13 protein-coding genes are annotated in these 16,257 nt (G+C 63.0%); 10 read left to right on the forward strand and 3 right to left on the reverse strand.

All coding sequences use genetic code 11. The annotated features are described in order from the left end of the window. Positions 1 to 164: 164 nt before the first annotated feature. From AC4PTT_RS19790 to AC4PTT_RS19835, 10 genes are all read left to right on the forward strand, one after another. The gene (locus AC4PTT_RS19790) at positions 165 to 1,070 is read left to right on the forward strand and encodes an NAD(P)-dependent oxidoreductase (RefSeq protein ID WP_297561879.1); all 906 of its coding nucleotides are present in this window, start codon (positions 165 to 167) and stop codon (positions 1,068 to 1,070) included. Further along, positions 1,039 to 1,974, forward strand: coding sequence for an NAD(P)-dependent oxidoreductase (locus tag AC4PTT_RS19795; RefSeq protein ID WP_317088275.1), 936 nt, complete (start codon positions 1,039 to 1,041; stop codon positions 1,972 to 1,974). The genes AC4PTT_RS19790 and AC4PTT_RS19795 overlap by 32 nt, the downstream gene beginning before the upstream one ends. Beyond that, entirely contained in the window at positions 1,971 to 2,648 is a 678-nt protein-coding gene (locus AC4PTT_RS19800; RefSeq protein ID WP_492162814.1) for an RraA family protein, read from the forward strand. The genes AC4PTT_RS19795 and AC4PTT_RS19800 overlap by 4 nt, the downstream gene beginning before the upstream one ends. Beyond that, complete coding sequence (locus AC4PTT_RS19805) at positions 2,649 to 3,866, forward strand: alpha-hydroxy-acid oxidizing protein (RefSeq protein ID WP_283800699.1); 1,218 nt, start codon at positions 2,649 to 2,651, stop codon at positions 3,864 to 3,866. It abuts the gene before it with no gap. 156 nt (positions 3,867 to 4,022) lie between these two features. Further along, positions 4,023 to 6,104 carry a hydantoinase/oxoprolinase family protein gene (locus AC4PTT_RS19810; protein WP_492162815.1) on the forward strand — a complete coding sequence of 694 codons (2,082 nt, stop codon included), beginning with the start codon at positions 4,023 to 4,025 and terminating at the stop codon, positions 6,102 to 6,104. Beyond that, positions 6,101 to 7,762: a hydantoinase B/oxoprolinase family protein gene (locus AC4PTT_RS19815; protein ID WP_492162816.1), complete on the forward strand. Its 1,662-nt coding sequence runs from the start codon at positions 6,101 to 6,103 to the stop codon at positions 7,760 to 7,762. The genes AC4PTT_RS19810 and AC4PTT_RS19815 overlap by 4 nt, the downstream gene beginning before the upstream one ends. A gap of 44 nt (positions 7,763 to 7,806) precedes the next feature. Beyond that, positions 7,807 to 8,796, forward strand: a complete 990-nt coding sequence (locus tag AC4PTT_RS19820; RefSeq protein ID WP_492162817.1) for a TRAP transporter substrate-binding protein — start codon at positions 7,807 to 7,809, stop codon at positions 8,794 to 8,796. A gap of 47 nt (positions 8,797 to 8,843) precedes the next feature. Further along, positions 8,844 to 9,368: a TRAP transporter small permease subunit gene (locus AC4PTT_RS19825; RefSeq protein WP_492162818.1), complete on the forward strand. Its 525-nt coding sequence runs from the start codon at positions 8,844 to 8,846 to the stop codon at positions 9,366 to 9,368. Continuing rightward, complete coding sequence (locus tag AC4PTT_RS19830; protein ID WP_492162819.1) at positions 9,361 to 10,647, forward strand: TRAP transporter large permease; 1,287 nt, start codon at positions 9,361 to 9,363, stop codon at positions 10,645 to 10,647. The genes AC4PTT_RS19825 and AC4PTT_RS19830 overlap by 8 nt, the downstream gene beginning before the upstream one ends. Before the next feature lie 3 nt (positions 10,648 to 10,650). Further along, positions 10,651 to 11,376, forward strand: a complete 726-nt coding sequence (locus AC4PTT_RS19835; protein WP_492162820.1) for a GntR family transcriptional regulator — start codon at positions 10,651 to 10,653, stop codon at positions 11,374 to 11,376. A gap of 18 nt (positions 11,377 to 11,394) precedes the next feature. On the opposite strand, the gene AC4PTT_RS19840 is transcribed toward AC4PTT_RS19835, so the two are convergent. The 3 genes from AC4PTT_RS19840 to AC4PTT_RS19850 form a co-directional block, all read right to left on the reverse strand. Next, the gene (locus AC4PTT_RS19840; RefSeq protein ID WP_113156849.1) at positions 11,395 to 12,174 is read right to left on the reverse strand and encodes an IclR family transcriptional regulator; all 780 of its coding nucleotides are present in this window, start codon (positions 12,172 to 12,174) and stop codon (positions 11,395 to 11,397) included. 106 nt (positions 12,175 to 12,280) lie between these two features. Next, positions 12,281 to 15,652 carry a hydantoinase B/oxoprolinase family protein gene (locus tag AC4PTT_RS19845; RefSeq protein ID WP_492162821.1) on the reverse strand — a complete coding sequence of 1,124 codons (3,372 nt, stop codon included), beginning with the start codon at positions 15,650 to 15,652 and terminating at the stop codon, positions 12,281 to 12,283. Continuing rightward, positions 15,649 to 16,146, reverse strand: a complete 498-nt coding sequence (locus tag AC4PTT_RS19850) for an ureidoglycolate lyase (RefSeq protein ID WP_317561719.1) — start codon at positions 16,144 to 16,146, stop codon at positions 15,649 to 15,651. Before AC4PTT_RS19850 ends, AC4PTT_RS19845 begins: the two co-directional genes overlap by 4 nt. Positions 16,147 to 16,257: the final 111 nt, after the last annotated feature.

The following is a 16,257-nucleotide window of genomic DNA, read 5'->3' on the forward strand; positions in this document are numbered from 1 at the left end:
AATATCAAAACCTATTGTTTTTACGCGCTTTAATTTTGCAAATGGCCCCGTTCTAGAAATGAAAATGAAAGCCGGCTCTGGTTTCTGTCTTGATTTTTGTATTTTTTTTGTATCAACCTGAATGGCAATCCGATGCCCTATGGCGCTCGGGAGGAGACAAAGAAATGAATGATTCGTCCGGCACTCACGGTGTCCGGTTGCTGGTCGTCGGCTTCGGCGCCGCAGGCCGGGTATATTGCGAGGCGTTCGCAAAAGCAGGCGCAAAAGTCACTGCCGTAGACCCCGCACTGAATGCAACCGCCATGGAAGCGGCAGGCAGGCTGGGGATTGATACATCGCACACGCTTCCTGACACCCTTGACGGCATGGACCTGGCTGTCGTTCTGACGCCGGCCTCCGTGAGCCTCAAGATCGAAGCAGCGATTGGCGAGCGGCCGGGTGCCTGCCCCGTGCTCGATCTCACATCCTCGACACCCGAGGCGATGCACGCGGCGCAGGAGCTTTTGGGAGACCGGCTCGTTGACGGCACGGTGATGGGTGCTGTCGGGCTTGGCGGCGTTGCAACACCGATGATTCTTGCCGGCAAGAAGGCGCAGGCGGTTGCCGATATCCTCGCTCCGCTTGGCTGTCGCATAACCTGCCTTGATGGGGTTCCGGGAGACGCCAGTACACTGAAACTCCTGCGCTCGCTTTTCATGAAGGGCCTTGAAGCGCTTGTGGTGGAAACACAGCTTGCCGCAGCAGCGCTTGACCAGAGCGAGAACCTGCCGCTCGCCCTGTCCGACCTCTCGGAAGTCGACATCAATGCCTTCCTGGCCGAAATGCTGCGCACCCATCCAAAACACGCAGCCCGCCGGCATGTGGAGATCGTTGCCGCCTCAGACCTCATGGAGAAGGCCGGCATGCGGCCGATCATGGCTGATGCAGCGTCAAGCCTGTTCGCCAGAACCGCCTCCTTTGGGGCCGGTCCGGATGAAACGCCCGATCACGCGATCAACTGGCTTCTAAAAACCACCCAACCGGACTGTGAGGAGCGGCATGAGCAATCGCCCGGTCATCTGGATCACTGAACCGATCCACGCCGACGCGCTCGACAAACTGGGTGCGGTCACGGAAATCCTGGGCCCCGGCCCGCTTCCAGAAGCGCGCAGCGACGAAGTTCAGGCGATCATCGTGCGCGCCAACACGATCGACAAAATACTCTGCGACCGTCTGCCAGCACTTCGCGTCGTGGGCAAGCACGGTGCTGGAACGGATAATATCGACCTGCCCCTGATGGCGGAACGCGGCGTTGAAGTGTTCAAGACCGAAGGCGCGAACGCCGAATCGGTCGCGGACCTGGCCGTGCTGCACGCCATGACCCTGCTTCGCAGCCCGCACCGGCATGACCAGGCTTTGCGCAAAGGCCGAAACGGCGATGACGGTGTTCGCGTCGGCTACGAATTGTCGGAGCGCCGCGCCGGCATTCTCGGTGTCGGGGCCATTGGACGTGCGGTGGCAAAACGCCTGTCGGACGGGTTCGGCGCACAGGTTCACGGATACGACCCCGTGCTGCCGGAGCATCTTTGGCCGGAAACCATCGTGCGCAAAACGGATTTCGACGCCTTTCTGGCAGAAACGGATCTTCTTTTCCTGCATCTGCCGCTGACGCCTGAGACACATCATCTGATCGACGCGCGGGCGCTGGATCAGCTTTGCCCCGGCGCATTCGTGGTGAATTGCGCGCGCGGCGGGATCGTGGATGAAGCCGCTCTGGCGAAGGCCATGCGGTCCGGTCAGATCGCGGGCGCTGCCTCGGATGTGTTCGAGAGCGAACCGCCTCCGCCTGACGCGCTGCTTTTCGCGGACGACCTGAATTTCATCGGCACCCCCCATATCGGCGCATCCACGCAGGCCGGCCTGCGCCGTACCGGCATGATGATTGCCGACAAAGTCTTGAATGCCCTGTTGCTTGAGAAGGAAGTAGAATTATGACCATCGGCTTTTGTGTGCGCAAACGGCAGCGGCGCGTGGAGCAGAGCACTATTGACGCGTTTCGTGAGCTGCCGGTCGCCAATGTGAGCGATTGCATGTCGCGCATGTATGCCGGTGGCGCGCGGCTGCGGCCGATCCACGACGCCCGGGGCGTTCTGGCAGGACCGGCCCTGACCGTCCGCACCCGTCCGGGCGACAATCTGATGCTGCATCATGCGCTCGACATTGCCGAACCGGGCGACGTGATCGTTGTGGACGCCGGCGGTGACCTGACCACGGCGATCCTCGGCGAGATCATGGTTGCGATTGCGAAAAAGCGCGGGGTTGCCGGCATCATCGTCAATGGCGCAATCCGCGATGCCGACGAGATCCGGCGCATGGATTTTCCGCTCTATGCTGCGGGCGTCACCCATCGCGGCCCCTACAAGGACGGCCCCGGCGAGGTGAACACCACCATCGCAATCGACGGCATGGTCATCGAACCTGGCGATCTGGTGCTTGCCGATGGCGACGGAGTGCTTACAGTGCCGTTCGACCAGACGGAAACCATCCTCGCCGCGACGCGCAGGAAACAGGACGCAGAACAGGTTGAAATGGCCAAGATTGCCGATGGCAGCGTCGAAAGAGGCTGGGTGATGGAAAGCCTGCAATCGCGCGGCTGCGAATTTGAGTAGATGAACGATACGACTTCCACGGACCCGGTCTCCATTTCGCGGCGCAAGCCGTCCAGGGTGCCGCGCAGGCTGCGCGGGCACCTTTCACTGGATGATTTCGAGCGCAGTGCGCGCCGGCTCCTGCCGAAGTCGATTTTCGGATATGTCAGCGGCGGCGTGGAGACGGATGCAAGTCTGCGCGCCAATCGCGCCGCCTTCGGGCATATCGGTCTCCAGCCACGCATCTTGCAGGACGTTTCGCAGCGTTCTCTGGAAACGCGCCTGTTCGATCAGAGCTATCCAGTGCCTTTCGGCGTTGCGCCGATGGGGTTTAGCGCACTGGCAGCCTTTGACGGCGATGTGGTGCTGGCCAGAGGCGCGGCGTCCGCCGGCAGTTTCGCAATCTGCTCGGCAGCGTCCCTGACGCCGCTCGAAAGGGTCGCCAGAGAAGGCGGGAGCCGCTGGTTTCAGGCCTATATACCGGGCAACATGGCGCGCATCGAGCCGCTTCTGAAACGCGTTTCCGCTGCCGGTTTCGATCATCTTGTGGTGACCGGCGACGTTCCGGTGGCGGGCAATCGCGAAAACAATGCGCGCAACGGCTTCGATGCACCCTTTCGCATCACGCCGCAGCTTGTCTGGCAGGGCATCACCCATCCCCGATGGACGCTCGGCACGCTGGGACGTGAAATCGCGATGCGCGGCATGCCGCATTTCGAAAACATGGAGGCCGTTCAGGGCCCCCCTCTTTTCTCCCGCGATCTCGTTCGCTCGACCATCGAGCGGGACCGGCTGTGCTGGGAGGATATCCGCCGCATACGAGACCTGTGGTCGGGCCGCCTGATCGTGAAAGGCGTTCTGCACCCGGATGATGCGCGCATGGCCCGGACGCTGGGCTGCGACGGGGTGATCGTCTCCAATCATGGTGGCCGCCAGCTCGACACAGCCGTTTCGCCCCTTCAGGTTCTCCCCTCGATACGGGAAGCCGTGCCGGAGATGCCCGTCATGTTCGACAGTGGCATCCGCCGGGGCACGGATGTTCTGAAAGCGATCATGCTGGGGGCGGACTTCGTCTTCGTGGGCCGTCCCTTCCTCTATGCAGCGGCAACCCACGGCGAGGACGGCGTGCGACACGTGGCGGCGCTGCTGCGCGAAGAAGTGGACCGCGACATGGCCCTTCTCGGCATCACCGCGCCATTGCAGATGCGCGAAGCCGCCGAACTCTCCCTGCCCCGCTGACCCGTCACCGACTGCGACATTCGTAAAGCGCCTTCGACCGGAGGCGCTCTCCAGCCATGCGCGCTTTCTCACAGGCAGAAACGGGCCGGCGCGCAAAAGCCTTGCGCAAACGGAAAGGTTCATACTATTAAAAATCGTACAGACTAGGAAATTCCGATGACCAGACTTGCCATCGACATTGGCGGCACCTTCACCGACGTCGTTCTCGAACGCGAGGGCGCGATCCATTCGCACAAATTGCTCACAACGCCGGCCGCCCCTGAAGAGGCCGCGCTGGAGGGAAGCGCCTTTCTGGTTTCGGAGCTGGGTCTTTCCTTCGCCGATGTGCGCACGGTCATCCACGGTACGACGCTCGCCACCAATGCGCTGATCGAGCGGCGCGGCGCGAAGACGGCCTTCATCACTACGGAAGGTTTCAGGGACATCCTCGAGATGGCCTATGAAAAGCGTTTCGAACAGTACGACACCGACCTGCAGCTTCCGCAGGCGCTGGTCCCGCGCGAACTGCGCTTCACACTGCGCGAGCGCATTGCCGCAGATGGCAGGGTTCTGGCTGCGCCGGATCGCGAGGATGTTCGGGCTCTCGCCGCGCGCCTTCGCGCCGAGGGTGTTGAGGCGGTCGCAGTCGGCTTCCTGCACGCCACGGTCAATCCCGCGCATGAAAAGCTGGTTCACGACTGGCTGCGCGAAGACCTGCCCGCCGCGGTGACGATTTGCCTTTCCTGCGAGGTTTCGCCGGAAATCCGCGAATATGAGCGTTTTTCGACCACCTGCGCCAACGCCTATGTGCGCCCGCTCATGGCGCATTATCTGCACCGCTTCGACGCTGCATTACGGGAGCGCGGCTTTGCCGGGCAGTTCATGCTCATGCTTTCGGGCGGCGGTTTGACGACGCTGGAACAGGCGGCCCGCATTCCCATCCGACTGGTGGAATCGGGACCGGCGGGCGGCGTCGCGCTGGGCGCGCGTGTTGCGCGCGAGACCGATGAGGCAAAGCTGCTCGCCTTCGATATGGGCGGCACGACTGCAAAGATCTGCTTTCTTGAAGATGCCGTTCCGGCCACCACCCGCCGCTTTGAAGTCGCCCGCGCATGGCGTGACATCAAGGGCAGCGGCCTGCCGGTTCGCGTGCCGACCACGGAACTGGTTGAGATCGGCGCGGGCGGCGGCTCCATCGCCAGGCGCGATGCGCTTGGGCGGCTCGCGGTCGGACCGGAAAGCGCAAGCTCCGTGCCCGGCCCCGCCTGTTATGCGCTGGGCGGCGCCATGCCGGCCATCACCGACGCCAATGTGGTGCTCGGCAAGATCCGTCCCGAAGGCTTTGCCGGGGGCAAAATTACGCTTCAGCCGGAGCTTGCGACCGCCGCCATAGAAGAACATGTCGCCACGCCGCTTGGCCTGAGCTCTGCCGAATGGGCTGCAGCCGGCATTCTGGAAGTGGGCGAGGAAGCGATGGCCAATGCCGCGCGCGTTCATGCCATCGAACAGGGCAAGGATGTGACGCGCTACACGATCATGGCGTCCGGTGGCGCAGGCCCGCTGCACGCGGTGCGCATTGCCGAAAAGCTGGGCATTGCGCGTGTCATTATTCCGACCTTTGCCGGCGTGGGGTCCGCCCTCGGTTTCCTGAGTGCGCCGGTCGCCTATGAGGTGGCCCGCTCGACGCTTGCGCCAATGGAGCGGCTGGACCTCAACCGTCTCGCCATGCTGCAGGAAGAGATGCGCAGGGAGGCGTCCGCCGTGGTTCTGCCGGCCCTTGCCGAGGGAGAACAAGCGACGATCAGCCTTGCAGCCGAACTGCGCTACAGTGGACAGGGACATGCGCTGCGCGTGCCTCTCGAAAAACCGCTTGCAAACCCCGCCGATGCAAAGGCGCTGGAGCAGGCTTTCATTACGCTCTACCGCGACACTTACGGCACCGTTCTGGAAAACAATCCGGTCGAACTGGTCGCCCTGTCGCTCATCTGCCGTGGCCCGGCCGCACCGCTGGTGGAAGCGCCGGCAGCGGACGCCGGAAAGCAAACGACCATTGCCGGAACGGTAAAGGTGTTCGACCCGGTGCGCGGCGAATTCGTCGAAAGCGCGCTGGTGCCGCGTGAAGGGCTTGCGCCCGGCCAGCCCCTGCCCGGCCCCGCTTTGGTGAGCGAAGCCCAGACCACCGCCTACGTTCCGACCGGATGGGCGATTACGCTTCATCCCTTCGGTCATGTCATTCTCGACCGCGAGGTGCGGCAATGAACGCCACCACTCCCCTTTCCGACGCAGACATCATCGCCATGAATGTGCTCTGGAACCGGCTGATTTCGGTTTCGGAGGAACAGGCCAACGCGCTTCTGCGTGTGGCTTTCGGCGCGATCGTTCGCGAATCCGGAGACCTGTCCGCCGGCGTTTTCGATGCCGAAGGCCGCATGATGGCGCAGGCCGTCACTGGCACGCCGGGCCATGTGAACACGATGGCGCGTTCCGTCTGCGCCATGCTGGAACACATTCCGGCAGATACGCTGGTCGAAGGCGATGTGCTTGTCACCAACGATCCCTGGCTGGGTGCCGGCCATGTGTTCGACTTTGTCGTCGTCACGCCGGCATTCGTGAATGGGCGGATTGTCGGCTACCTCGCCTCGACCTGCCATGTGGTCGACATTGGCGGGCTCGGCTGGTCGGCCGAAGGGCGCTCCGTTCAGGAGGAAGGCGTTCTCTTCCCCGTGATGAAGCTGCGCAAGGCCGGTGTTCTGAACGAGGATTTCCTTGGCATCGTCACGGCGAATTCGCGCATCCCGCGCGAGGCGCGGGGCGACATCATTTCGCTGATGAGCTGCAATGATGAAGGGCTGAAGCGGCTGCTCGACCTGATGGCCGAATACGAGCTGACCTCGTTGCAGCCACTGGCCGCGTTCATCTTCGAGCGCTCCGCCACGGCCACGCGTGAAGCCATCGCGCGGTTGCCTGCCGGCATTTACAGCGCCGACACCACGCTCGACGGTTACGATGCGCCTATCGAGATCAGGGCGCGCATGACCATCGGCGACGGGGTGATCGAGGTTGATCTGGCCGGTTCGTCGTCTGCCGCTCCGCGCGGCATCAATTGCCCACTCGGCTATAGTCAGGCCTATGCCTCCTTCGGCATCAAGGTCGCGGTCGCGCCGCATGTGCCCAACAACCACGCCTCGCTGGAGGCAATCCGCATTACTGCGCCTTCCGGTCTGATCGTCTCTGCCGAGCGACCCGCGCCGGTCACCGCGCGGCATGTGGTTGGGCAGGCCCTGCCGGACCTGATGCTTGGCTGCCTCGCACAGGCCATGCCGGGGCAGATTCTTGCCGAAAGTGCGGGTGCGCTCTGGGTTCTGGCGATTTCCGGCGAAGATGCAGGGCCGGAAGCCCGCAGTTTCGCTTCGCTCAATGTGGCGCTTGGCGGCATGGGCGCACGGCCCGCATCCGATGGGTTGTCGACGACCGCGTTTCCTTCGGGCGTCGGTGTGGTTTCGGTCGAAGTGGCCGAATCCGTCGCTCCGCTCATCTATGAGCGCAAGGAATTCGCACCGGACAGCGGCGGCGCGGGGAAATGGCGTGGCGGGCTCGGGCAGGAGATCCGCATCCGCGCGGCAAAGGATCAGGCACTGATCGTGTCCGCCGCCGCATTCGAGCGGCTGAGACGCGGTGCGGAAGGCCGGGAGGGCGGTCTTTCCGGTCTGCCGGGCGCCGCCCGCATTACCGACGGAACGGAGATCACGTCGAAAGGGCTCTACCGGGTTCCACCGGGCGAGGCGCTGGTGTTGCGCACACCGGGTGGTGGCGGCTTTGGCCCCGCAACCGAACGCGGGAAGGAACGCGTGGAAGACGATCTGCGGCGCGGCATGATCACGCAAGCTGTCGCGCATGAGATCTATGGCTTGAAATGAAGTGAAGAACCGACAATAGCACCTTCAAGAGGAGAGAACGGACAATGATCGCATATTCATTCAAGGCACTGGCGGCAGGCGCAGCGCTTGCTCTCGTGAGCGGTTCGGCAATGGCCCAGACCAAGCTGGACTTCTCGACGCCGTGGCCCGAGACGAACTTCCAGAACGTTGCGGCAAACAGGTTCGCTGAAGCCGTGAAGGAAGCCACTGGCGGCTCCGTCGAGATCACCGTGCACAAGGGCAGCGAGATTGGCGTTTCCGCCTCGGAATCTCTGGCAGCCGTGGAAAATGGCATTGTGCAGATGGGCAGCGTCCTTCTCTTCCTTCAGGCTGGCGAAGAGCCGGTTCTGGCGATGGACACCCTTCCCTTCCTGATCCGCGGACAGGATGAGATGAAACTCTTCCTCGAAGCCGCATCGCCGCTCTATGACGAGATCGCCGAGCGCCACAATCAGAAGATCCTCTACTATGTTCCGTGGCCGTCTCCGGGCGTCTACTCGCGTGAGAAGATCAGCTCCTCCGCCGACATGGAAGGCGTGCGCATTCGCGCATTCAACCCGGCCAGCTTCCAGTTCCTGACGCTGCTTGGCGCAGCACCGCTGGAAATGCCCTGGGGCGATGTCGCTCCCGCTCTGGCCGCCGGCACCATCGACGGTGTGGCCACCTCCACCTCCTCAGGCGTCGATGGCAAACTTTGGGATCTCACCGCCTTTTTCAGCCCCATGCAGTGGTCCACCTCTTCGGACGCCGTAACCGTCAATCTCGATACCTGGAACGCGCTTTCGCCCGAAGAGCAGACCAAGATCGAGGAACTGGCTGCAAAGATGCAGGATGAGTTCTGGGCGCTCTCGGCAGCCGAAGACGAAACCAAAGGCAACACTCTGGCCGAAAACGGCATGACCATCGTTCAGCCGGACGAGAGCCTCATGACGTTGATGGGCGAGAGCGGCCGCACCATGTGGGATGAGTTCATCGAGCGCGTGCCCGAGGCCGGCCCGGTGATCGAAGCCTACACCAAGGCAGCCGGCAAGTAGCCAATTCCGGGCGTCCTTCAACGGGACGCCCGCTTCCGGGGGGCCCAATGTTGCACGGCTTTCTAAAATTCTCCGACACGACGTCGTGGCTGGCTGAAACGCTGGCCAGCATCCTGCTATACGGCTTTTGCCTCCTGATGCTGGCGGAAGTCTTCAGCCGTGGCTTTCTCGCCACCAGCCTGGCGGTGTCGTGGGAGTTTTCGAGCTTTGCGATGGCCGGGGTCTTCCTGCTCGGCGCCGGTCCGGCGCTGCGGCGCGGCAGCCATGTGCGTGTCACACTTGCGCAAGGCTTTCTCGGGCTGCAGGGACAGCGCTGGCTCAACATTGCGGCGACGGTTGTCGGTATCGCGCTGGCGCTGCTTGTGTTGATTTCCTTCTGGTCTCTCTTCGCCAATTCGTGGGCGCGCGGCCTGCGCCAGTCGAGCTACACGAACACGCCGCTCATCTATCCGCAGGCACTCGCCGTTCTGGGTGCAGCGCAGCTCGTTCTGGACCTGTGCGCCCGCACGATCCGATTATGGCTCGACCTGCCGGCCGAACAGCCGCTTGCCAAGGAGGAAGCCGATGCTTGAGATCGGGCTCCTCACGCTTCTTCTGTTTACAGCGTTTCTGCTGGGCTCGGTCTGGGTCGGGCTTTCGCTCTTTGGCGTTGCGTTCACGCTGCTTGCCGTCTTCAAGCCCAACCTGCCGCTGATTGCCTATACGGGCAAACTCCTTTGGTCGTCGCTCACCGCACAGGAACTGCTGGCGCTGCCGCTCTTCATTCTGATGAGCGATATTCTGGTGACGGCGCGGCTCGGCCAGTCGCTGTTTTCCGGCCTCGCACCATGGGTGACCCGCCTGCCCGGTGGATTGCTGCATGTGAATGTCGCCGGATCGACCCTGTTTGCCGCCGTTTCCGGCTCATCGGCGGCGACGACGGCCATTGTCGGGCGCGTCACCCTGCCGGAACTTGAAGCGCGCGGCTATGACCGGCGGCTTTCCGTCGGTTCTCTGGCCGGCTCCGGCACGCTCGGCTTCCTGATCCCGCCCTCGATCATCATGATCATCTATGGCGTGGCCGCGCAGCAGAGCATTCTCGAACTGTTCATCGCAGGCATCGTTCCCGGCATTCTTCTGGCGACGATCTTCGTGTCCTACATTGCCGTGGCGCACACGGTTTCAGGGCGGCAGGAAGAGCGCGCGCGCTACAGCTGGGCGGACCGATGGCGCGGCCTGCGGGAAATCGGCCCGATGGTCGCGCTTATCGGCGGTATCATGGGCGCGCTCTATTTCGGGCTGGCGAGCCCGACCGAATTGGCCGCGACCGGTGTTCTGGGCGCGCTGATCCTTTCCTGGGTGCGTGGCGGCCTGACCTTCAAGGGGCTGGCGATGGCCGGACGCAGCGCCGTAGCAACCAGCGCCATGATGGGGCTGATCCTTGCCGGCGCGGCCCTGCTGAACGCAGCGCTCGGCTTTCTGGGGCTCCCGAAGGCGATTGCAGGGCAGATTGCACTGCTTGAGCTTTCGCCGATGATGCTGATCATTTTCCTGCTTTCGTTTTATGTGCTGATCGGCATGTTCCTCGACGGCACGTCGATCATCGTGATGACCCTGCCGATCACCCTGCCGCTGGTGGTCGCAGCCGGGTTTGATCCGGTCTGGTTCGGCATTTTCATCGTGATCGCCGTCGAAATTTCGCAGATCACGCCACCGGTCGGCTTCAATCTGTTTGTTATTCAGTCGCGCACCGGTCTTCCGATGTCGTTTCTCTTCAGAGCGGTGTTTCCCTTCTTCCTAATCATGCTGGGTTTTGCCATTCTACTTGCAGTCTTTCCGCAAATTGTCCTCTGGTTGCCGAGCAGTATCTGATCGATGAATGCACCTCTTCCCCGCCACGCCCAACTCACCCAGACGCTGCGCGACCGCATCACGTCCGGCGCGCTGAAACTGGGCGAAAGGCTGCCGCCGGAGGTCGATCTTGCTGCCGACTACAGTGTGAGCCGCACCACGCTCCGCCGCGCCATGGCCGAGCTGGAAAGCGAGGGGCTGGTCGAAAGACGCCGCCGGCTTGGAACAATTGTCGTCTCCAACCAGCCGCAAAAAAGCCTGCGCATGGCGACCAGCGGTTTCCCGGAACTGCTCAGCCTGACGAAGAGTTCACGGCTTCAGGTGCTCAAGACGCGTCACGTGGCCGATGGCGAAAGCCCGTTTCTGGGTAAGCATCAAAGCTCCACCGGCTTCTGGCTGGAGATCACGGCGGAACGTTTTCTCGGCCAGTCCGAAAAGCCGGTCAGCTGGCTGGTCATGTTTGTCGATGGCGCGTTTGCGGGGATCGACCCGGTTCTCGACCGGGTGGGCGGCTCGGTCTTCGAGCTCATCGAAGGTCTCTTTGATCTGCAGATCACGCGGCTGCGCCAGTCCGTGACGGCGCTTGCCTGCCCGTCGCAGGCCGCCGCCTCCATCGGGCTGGAAGCGGGCATGCCCGTCATTGCGCTCGATGCGGAGCTCTACGCCGAAGATGGCAGGCTCGTTGAGATCACCCACGCGATCTACGACCCCAACCGGTTCCGGCTGCGCACAGATGTCTGGATGGACTGAAGCCGGATTGCGTTCGTTCTAGAACACCGCACCGATGTCGTTCGTGCAGCGCAGCAGTTTTTCGATCAAGCGGTCGTGAAGGTCGTTTTCGTCATACTGGCCCTGCGGGAAGATGATCGACACCGCGCCCACGACACGCTTGTCGCGGTCAAAGACCGGAAGGGCGAGCGAGCTGACGCCTTCCACATATTCCGATTCACTGAACGAGAAGCCGCTGAACCGGATGGAGTTCAAAAGGTCGGTGAACTCCCGGCGCTCGACCAGCGTTTTTTCCGTATAGGCAGACAGGCTGAGGCGATCGAGGATCGCTTCGCGCTCTTCCCTGTCGAGGAATGCGAGGATGACGCGGCCGGCGGCAGTCGGCGTCAGCGGCACGCGGCTGCCGACAGTGACCATGTTGAGCGTGAAGCGGCTCGGCACGAAAGCATGGGCGACATACACGGCCTCGTCGCCATCCAGCATGGCGAAGGAAACCGATTCCCCGATCTCGTGAGAGACGTTGCGCAGAACCGGCTGCACCACCTGCGGAATGCTGCGGGTTTCGAGGAACCCGCGCGTCAGCCGCAGCACGCGCGGCGTGAGCTGATAGCGCCCGCGATCATGGGCCACGAAACCGAGCTGCTCCAGTGTGCGCACGAGACGCCGTGTCACCGCGCGGTTCAGCTCCACCTTCTCGGCGATTTCCGAAATGGTGAGTTCGCTGTTGCGCCCCTCGAAGGCCATGATAACGGACAGGCCCTTGCCGAACGTCAGGGAGACTTCCTTGTCGTCCTTGTCGAGCAGGTGATGCAGTATCATGACTAAGCTGGCCTCCAGCGCCCCAGCGGCGCTTATCCGCGATCGTATCGTATCCGAAATTCAAACAGTGTGCCGCCCTGCGGGCAGGCGCTTCGATCAGCAGCGCCTATCCTTCCTTCACGCCATACCCGGCTCCGCCACAGCTTTCAACGACCAGTTGATCCCCGCGGCGAAGAACCGGGGCTGAACGGCTGCCCAGTTCCTCCACAGTTCCATCGGCCCGCACGACGCGGGCGGCGGCAGGCTGCGGCGCACCGCCACCCAGAAGTCCATCGGGAACATGTCTGAACCGGTCGCCGCGCAGCGAAACATTGATGCCGTCCTGCAGTGCGAGATATCGGCGCTGGATGCCATCACCGCCGCGATAGCGCCCCGCCCCGCCGGAGCCACGGCGAATGCAGGCGCTTACCAGACGCACGGGGATCTGCGATTCCAGCGCTTCGCCCGGCATGTTCATCGCGTTGCCGACATCGGTGGAAATGCCTGAAACACCATCGCTCTGCGGGCCGCCGCCGGCGCCGCCGGCGATGATCTCCGTGGCGATGAAGCGCTTTCCGTCTGCGCCCGCGCCCGAAAAGGCCAGCACGAAGGACATGCCCGAATTGGCTGCCGGCATGGTCTCCGGCAAAGCCCGGGCGAGCCCTTGCAGAAGCGTCGATGTGGTGCTGCGCACAATGCCCATGCGCGCATTGACGGCTGCCGGCGGCGAGGCATTGATCGCGCAGTTTTCCGGCAGGACCAGTTCCATGGTCCGCACCACGCCGCCATTGCGGAACACCGTATCGCCCATCGCGCTGAGCAGGCTGTAGAATGCAGCCGCGAACGGGCCTGAGCGCACGCAATTGATGGGTGCAGCCACCTGCCCGCTCGTGCCGGTGAAATCGGCGCGGAAAAGGCCGTCGCCGCAGTCGAGGCTGAGCGCGATCCGCACTTCCGGCAGGCCCGGCGCAGGATCGAGCTGTCCACTCGCCACATGTGGCCCCGGTGCCATGGTGAAAATCGTGTCGCGCGCGAGCGCTTCACCCCGCTCCAGACAGGTCACGATGCCTGTGGCGAAGGCATCCATCCCTATCTCTTCAGCCAGGCTGCCGAGAAGCGAACCGGCTTTCACCGCCGCGCCGATCTGCGAGGAGAGGTCGCCAAGCACCGTATCGGCCGCGCGTGAATTGGCGCTGATGAGATTGACCACGAGAGGGTCGATCCGGTCGCCGGCGCCCATCTTAAGCGGCGGCAGGCGCAGGCCCTCCTGGAAAATGTCCACCGCATCCGGAGGCACGGAGCCTGCCCGCATGCCGCCAATATCCTGATGATGAAGAATGCTCGCCGCGAGCGCGATCACCTTTCCTTCTGCGAAGACCGGCCGCATCACCGTCAGGTCGGGCAGATGCGTCCCGCCGAGGAAAGGGTCGTTCATGAGATAGAGATCGCCCTCGCGCATCGTCTCAACCGGGAAATGCTCGAGCATTGAACGCACGGAGCCATCAAGCGCCCCGAGAAGAAGCGGAATGGCGTCGGAAAGCGCCAGAAGCTCTCCGGTGGGGGTCAAAAGTGCTGCGGCTGCATCGTTTCCTTCACGCACCACGGGCGAGACCGCCGTGCGGAAGAGCATTTCCTGCATGGTCTGGGCGATGGCATTCAGGCGCATCTGCAATGTCTCGGGACGCAGCGCCACGGCGGCTGAATTGCGCCTGACAAAGGACACCAGCCCGCCTTCGATGACGCGCTCCCAGCCCGGGGCAGGCTGAAGGCCCATGGCCTCGCCCCCGGCGAGCTTCTTTTCCAGCGCCTTCTGTTCTTCAAGGAGGAAACGCCCGATCCTGAACACGAACCCCGCCTCGCGCGACGGATTGCCAAATCGCTCGGTGTGATAGGCAGTGAAGGCTTCGCGAATGGTCTCCACCGTCGGCTGCCCCTCATCAAGGGGTAGCGTGACGGGGTGCATGAAGGCGTTCGGCGCTATCGTGATCTGAACAACGCCCTCGCTGGCGGCTGGCGCCTCTGCACGGAGTGTGTCGAGCGCCTGTCGGAGGCGCTCGTCGGTCAGTCCATTGAGGGGCACGTTCAGCGTTTCCGACGCTTCGCTTACATGCCGGGCCAGGAGAAGACCGGCAGCGCCCGACACTGCGGCGAGTTCATCAACAATGATGCGGTTGACGCCAAGCCGCTCGCCCAGCGCATGCGCCATGACACCGCCAAGGCCGCCGCCGACAATCAGCGGCACGGCTGCCGGGTCGACATTTCGGTCGACCGCGTAACGAACAAGGGCGGCCACGACGCTGTCGAGCGCCGCGTCCCGGATCATCGCGGCGAGTTCGTCGCACCCGATTGACGCCTCTTCAGCAAGCCGGGCAATGCGGTTGCCCGCATCCGGCGCGAGTGCGGCGGGCAATTGCCCCAGCGAAACAAGTGCGTCGGTGAGTGTGGGCGCATCGGCATTGGCATCGCCTGAAAAGCGGATGCCGGCAGCGCCCGCCCACTGTGCCCGCGCGCCGCCGCCCAGAGCGACGCTTTGAATGTCGGCCATGGGATTGCGTACGGGCACGCCGGCGACGACGCTGTAATGTGTCTGCGCCGGTGCGCCATTTTCCAGCAGCACAATGTCCGTGCTGGTGGAACCCATGTCGAGCGCAAGCGCCTGCCGGGAACCTGCCATTTCTGCGAGTGACGCGGAGAAAAGCGCAGAGGCCGCAGGACCGCCCATCAACTGCCGGCCAGCCGCAGTGCGAGCCAGCTTTGGCGTTACGAGATGACCACGCGAATCCGCAAAGGAGAGGCGGCCCGAGAAGCCGAGCCTTTCGAGTTCGTCTGCGATGCGATCCACATTTACCTGCTGCGCCGGGCAAAGGGCGGCTTCCAGACAGGCGGAGACCGTGCGTTCATATTCGCGGGCATTGCCGTCGACCGTGTGCGACAGGATGACGGGAATGCCGGGCGCGACTTCTGAAAGAATATCGGCGCAGAGGCGCTCATGCGCCGGATTGACGAAGGAGAACAGAAAGCAGACCGCAATGGCCTCCACGCCCTGATCGCGAAGCGCTGCTCCCGCCGAACGGATCTGATCGACCGACAGGGGGGCGATTTCCGCGCCGTTCCTGTCGAGCCGGCCTTCCACCTCGTGGATGCCGTCCGGCATCACCAGAAATGTGGGGGATGGCGAGCGCGCGACCGGATCGTAAAGCTCGGAACGGTTCTGCCGGGCAAGCGCCAGCGTGTCCGCAAAGCCGCTGGTGGTGATCAGACCAACCCGGGCGACCTGCTTTCCAAGAAGCATGTTCACCGCGCCTGTTGAGCCCAGGCGGATCTCTTCAAGTGCTGTGGGTTCAAACGCCCATTGCTGTGAAAAATGCCGGATCGCAGCCGCGATCTCTTCGGCCACCGCTCCCGCGCCCCGCGTCATCTTTCCGGTGCGCAGGACGCCATTCGCCGAAAGCGCGAGGTCGACGGTCGAGGCTCCGATATCGATCCCCAGAACGCTCAAGAGACGGCCTCTTGCAGTCGGGTTTCGAGCGCCGTTTCAAGCGGCAGGAATTCCACATCCGTGCCGCCGCGCGTGCGCCACATGGTGGAAGCGAAATGCCCCGGCCCATCGAGGGCGATGATGCCGTGATGCCAGACGCCGGGATTGTAGATCACCACATCCTTCGGGCCACCGATGAAGCCATGGGCGGCGCTTTCATGGGGATGGCCTTCCCACACGATCACGAGGTAGCGGGTGACGGACATGGGCACGAACATCTGCGAACTGTGCTCATGGCGCTCGGCCTGGTTGATGCGCACGACATCGCCCTCAGGCTGCACATCATAGAAATCCAGAGCGAGATCGAGCGCCTCGGCATCATGCTGGAAGACAGAAGGAGTCTTCGTCAAAAGCACCGTATCTGCCCGGATCGACTTTGTTATCCCCTGCCCCGCGCAGGCAACATGGCCATAGGGTGCAAAACTGGCGCTGTTCAGCTGTCGAACTGCAATCATTCCCGCTCTCATATTTTATTCGATAATCGAACTTTTGATCAATTATTATAACGACACCTGACCGCTTCTCTGTCAATTCCAAATGCCGAACCTTTCAATTTCGCGCTTTCA

Source organism: Nitratireductor sp. WH36-1, from assembly GCF_058725515.1.

What these genes read in the sequence shown, in the direction of transcription:
- AC4PTT_RS19790 (WP_297561879.1), top strand. Translation starts at nt 165, where the DNA reads ATGAATGATTCGTCCGGCACTCACGGTGTCCGGTTGCTGGTCGTCGGC.
- AC4PTT_RS19795 (WP_317088275.1), top strand. Translation starts at nt 1,039, where the DNA reads ATGAGCAATCGCCCGGTCATCTGGATCACTGAACCGATCCACGCCGAC.
- AC4PTT_RS19800 (WP_492162814.1), top strand. Translation starts at nt 1,971, where the DNA reads ATGACCATCGGCTTTTGTGTGCGCAAACGGCAGCGGCGCGTGGAGCAG.
- AC4PTT_RS19805 (WP_283800699.1), top strand. Translation starts at nt 2,649, where the DNA reads ATGAACGATACGACTTCCACGGACCCGGTCTCCATTTCGCGGCGCAAG.
- AC4PTT_RS19810 (WP_492162815.1), top strand. Translation starts at nt 4,023, where the DNA reads ATGACCAGACTTGCCATCGACATTGGCGGCACCTTCACCGACGTCGTT.
- AC4PTT_RS19815 (WP_492162816.1), top strand. Translation starts at nt 6,101, where the DNA reads ATGAACGCCACCACTCCCCTTTCCGACGCAGACATCATCGCCATGAAT.
- AC4PTT_RS19820 (WP_492162817.1), top strand. Translation starts at nt 7,807, where the DNA reads ATGATCGCATATTCATTCAAGGCACTGGCGGCAGGCGCAGCGCTTGCT.
- AC4PTT_RS19825 (WP_492162818.1), top strand. Translation starts at nt 8,844, where the DNA reads ATGTTGCACGGCTTTCTAAAATTCTCCGACACGACGTCGTGGCTGGCT.
- AC4PTT_RS19830 (WP_492162819.1), top strand. Translation starts at nt 9,361, where the DNA reads ATGCTTGAGATCGGGCTCCTCACGCTTCTTCTGTTTACAGCGTTTCTG.
- AC4PTT_RS19835 (WP_492162820.1), top strand. Translation starts at nt 10,651, where the DNA reads ATGAATGCACCTCTTCCCCGCCACGCCCAACTCACCCAGACGCTGCGC.
- AC4PTT_RS19840 (WP_113156849.1), bottom strand. Translation starts at nt 12,174, where the DNA reads ATGATACTGCATCACCTGCTCGACAAGGACGACAAGGAAGTCTCCCTG.
- AC4PTT_RS19850 (WP_317561719.1), bottom strand. Translation starts at nt 16,146, where the DNA reads ATGATTGCAGTTCGACAGCTGAACAGCGCCAGTTTTGCACCCTATGGC.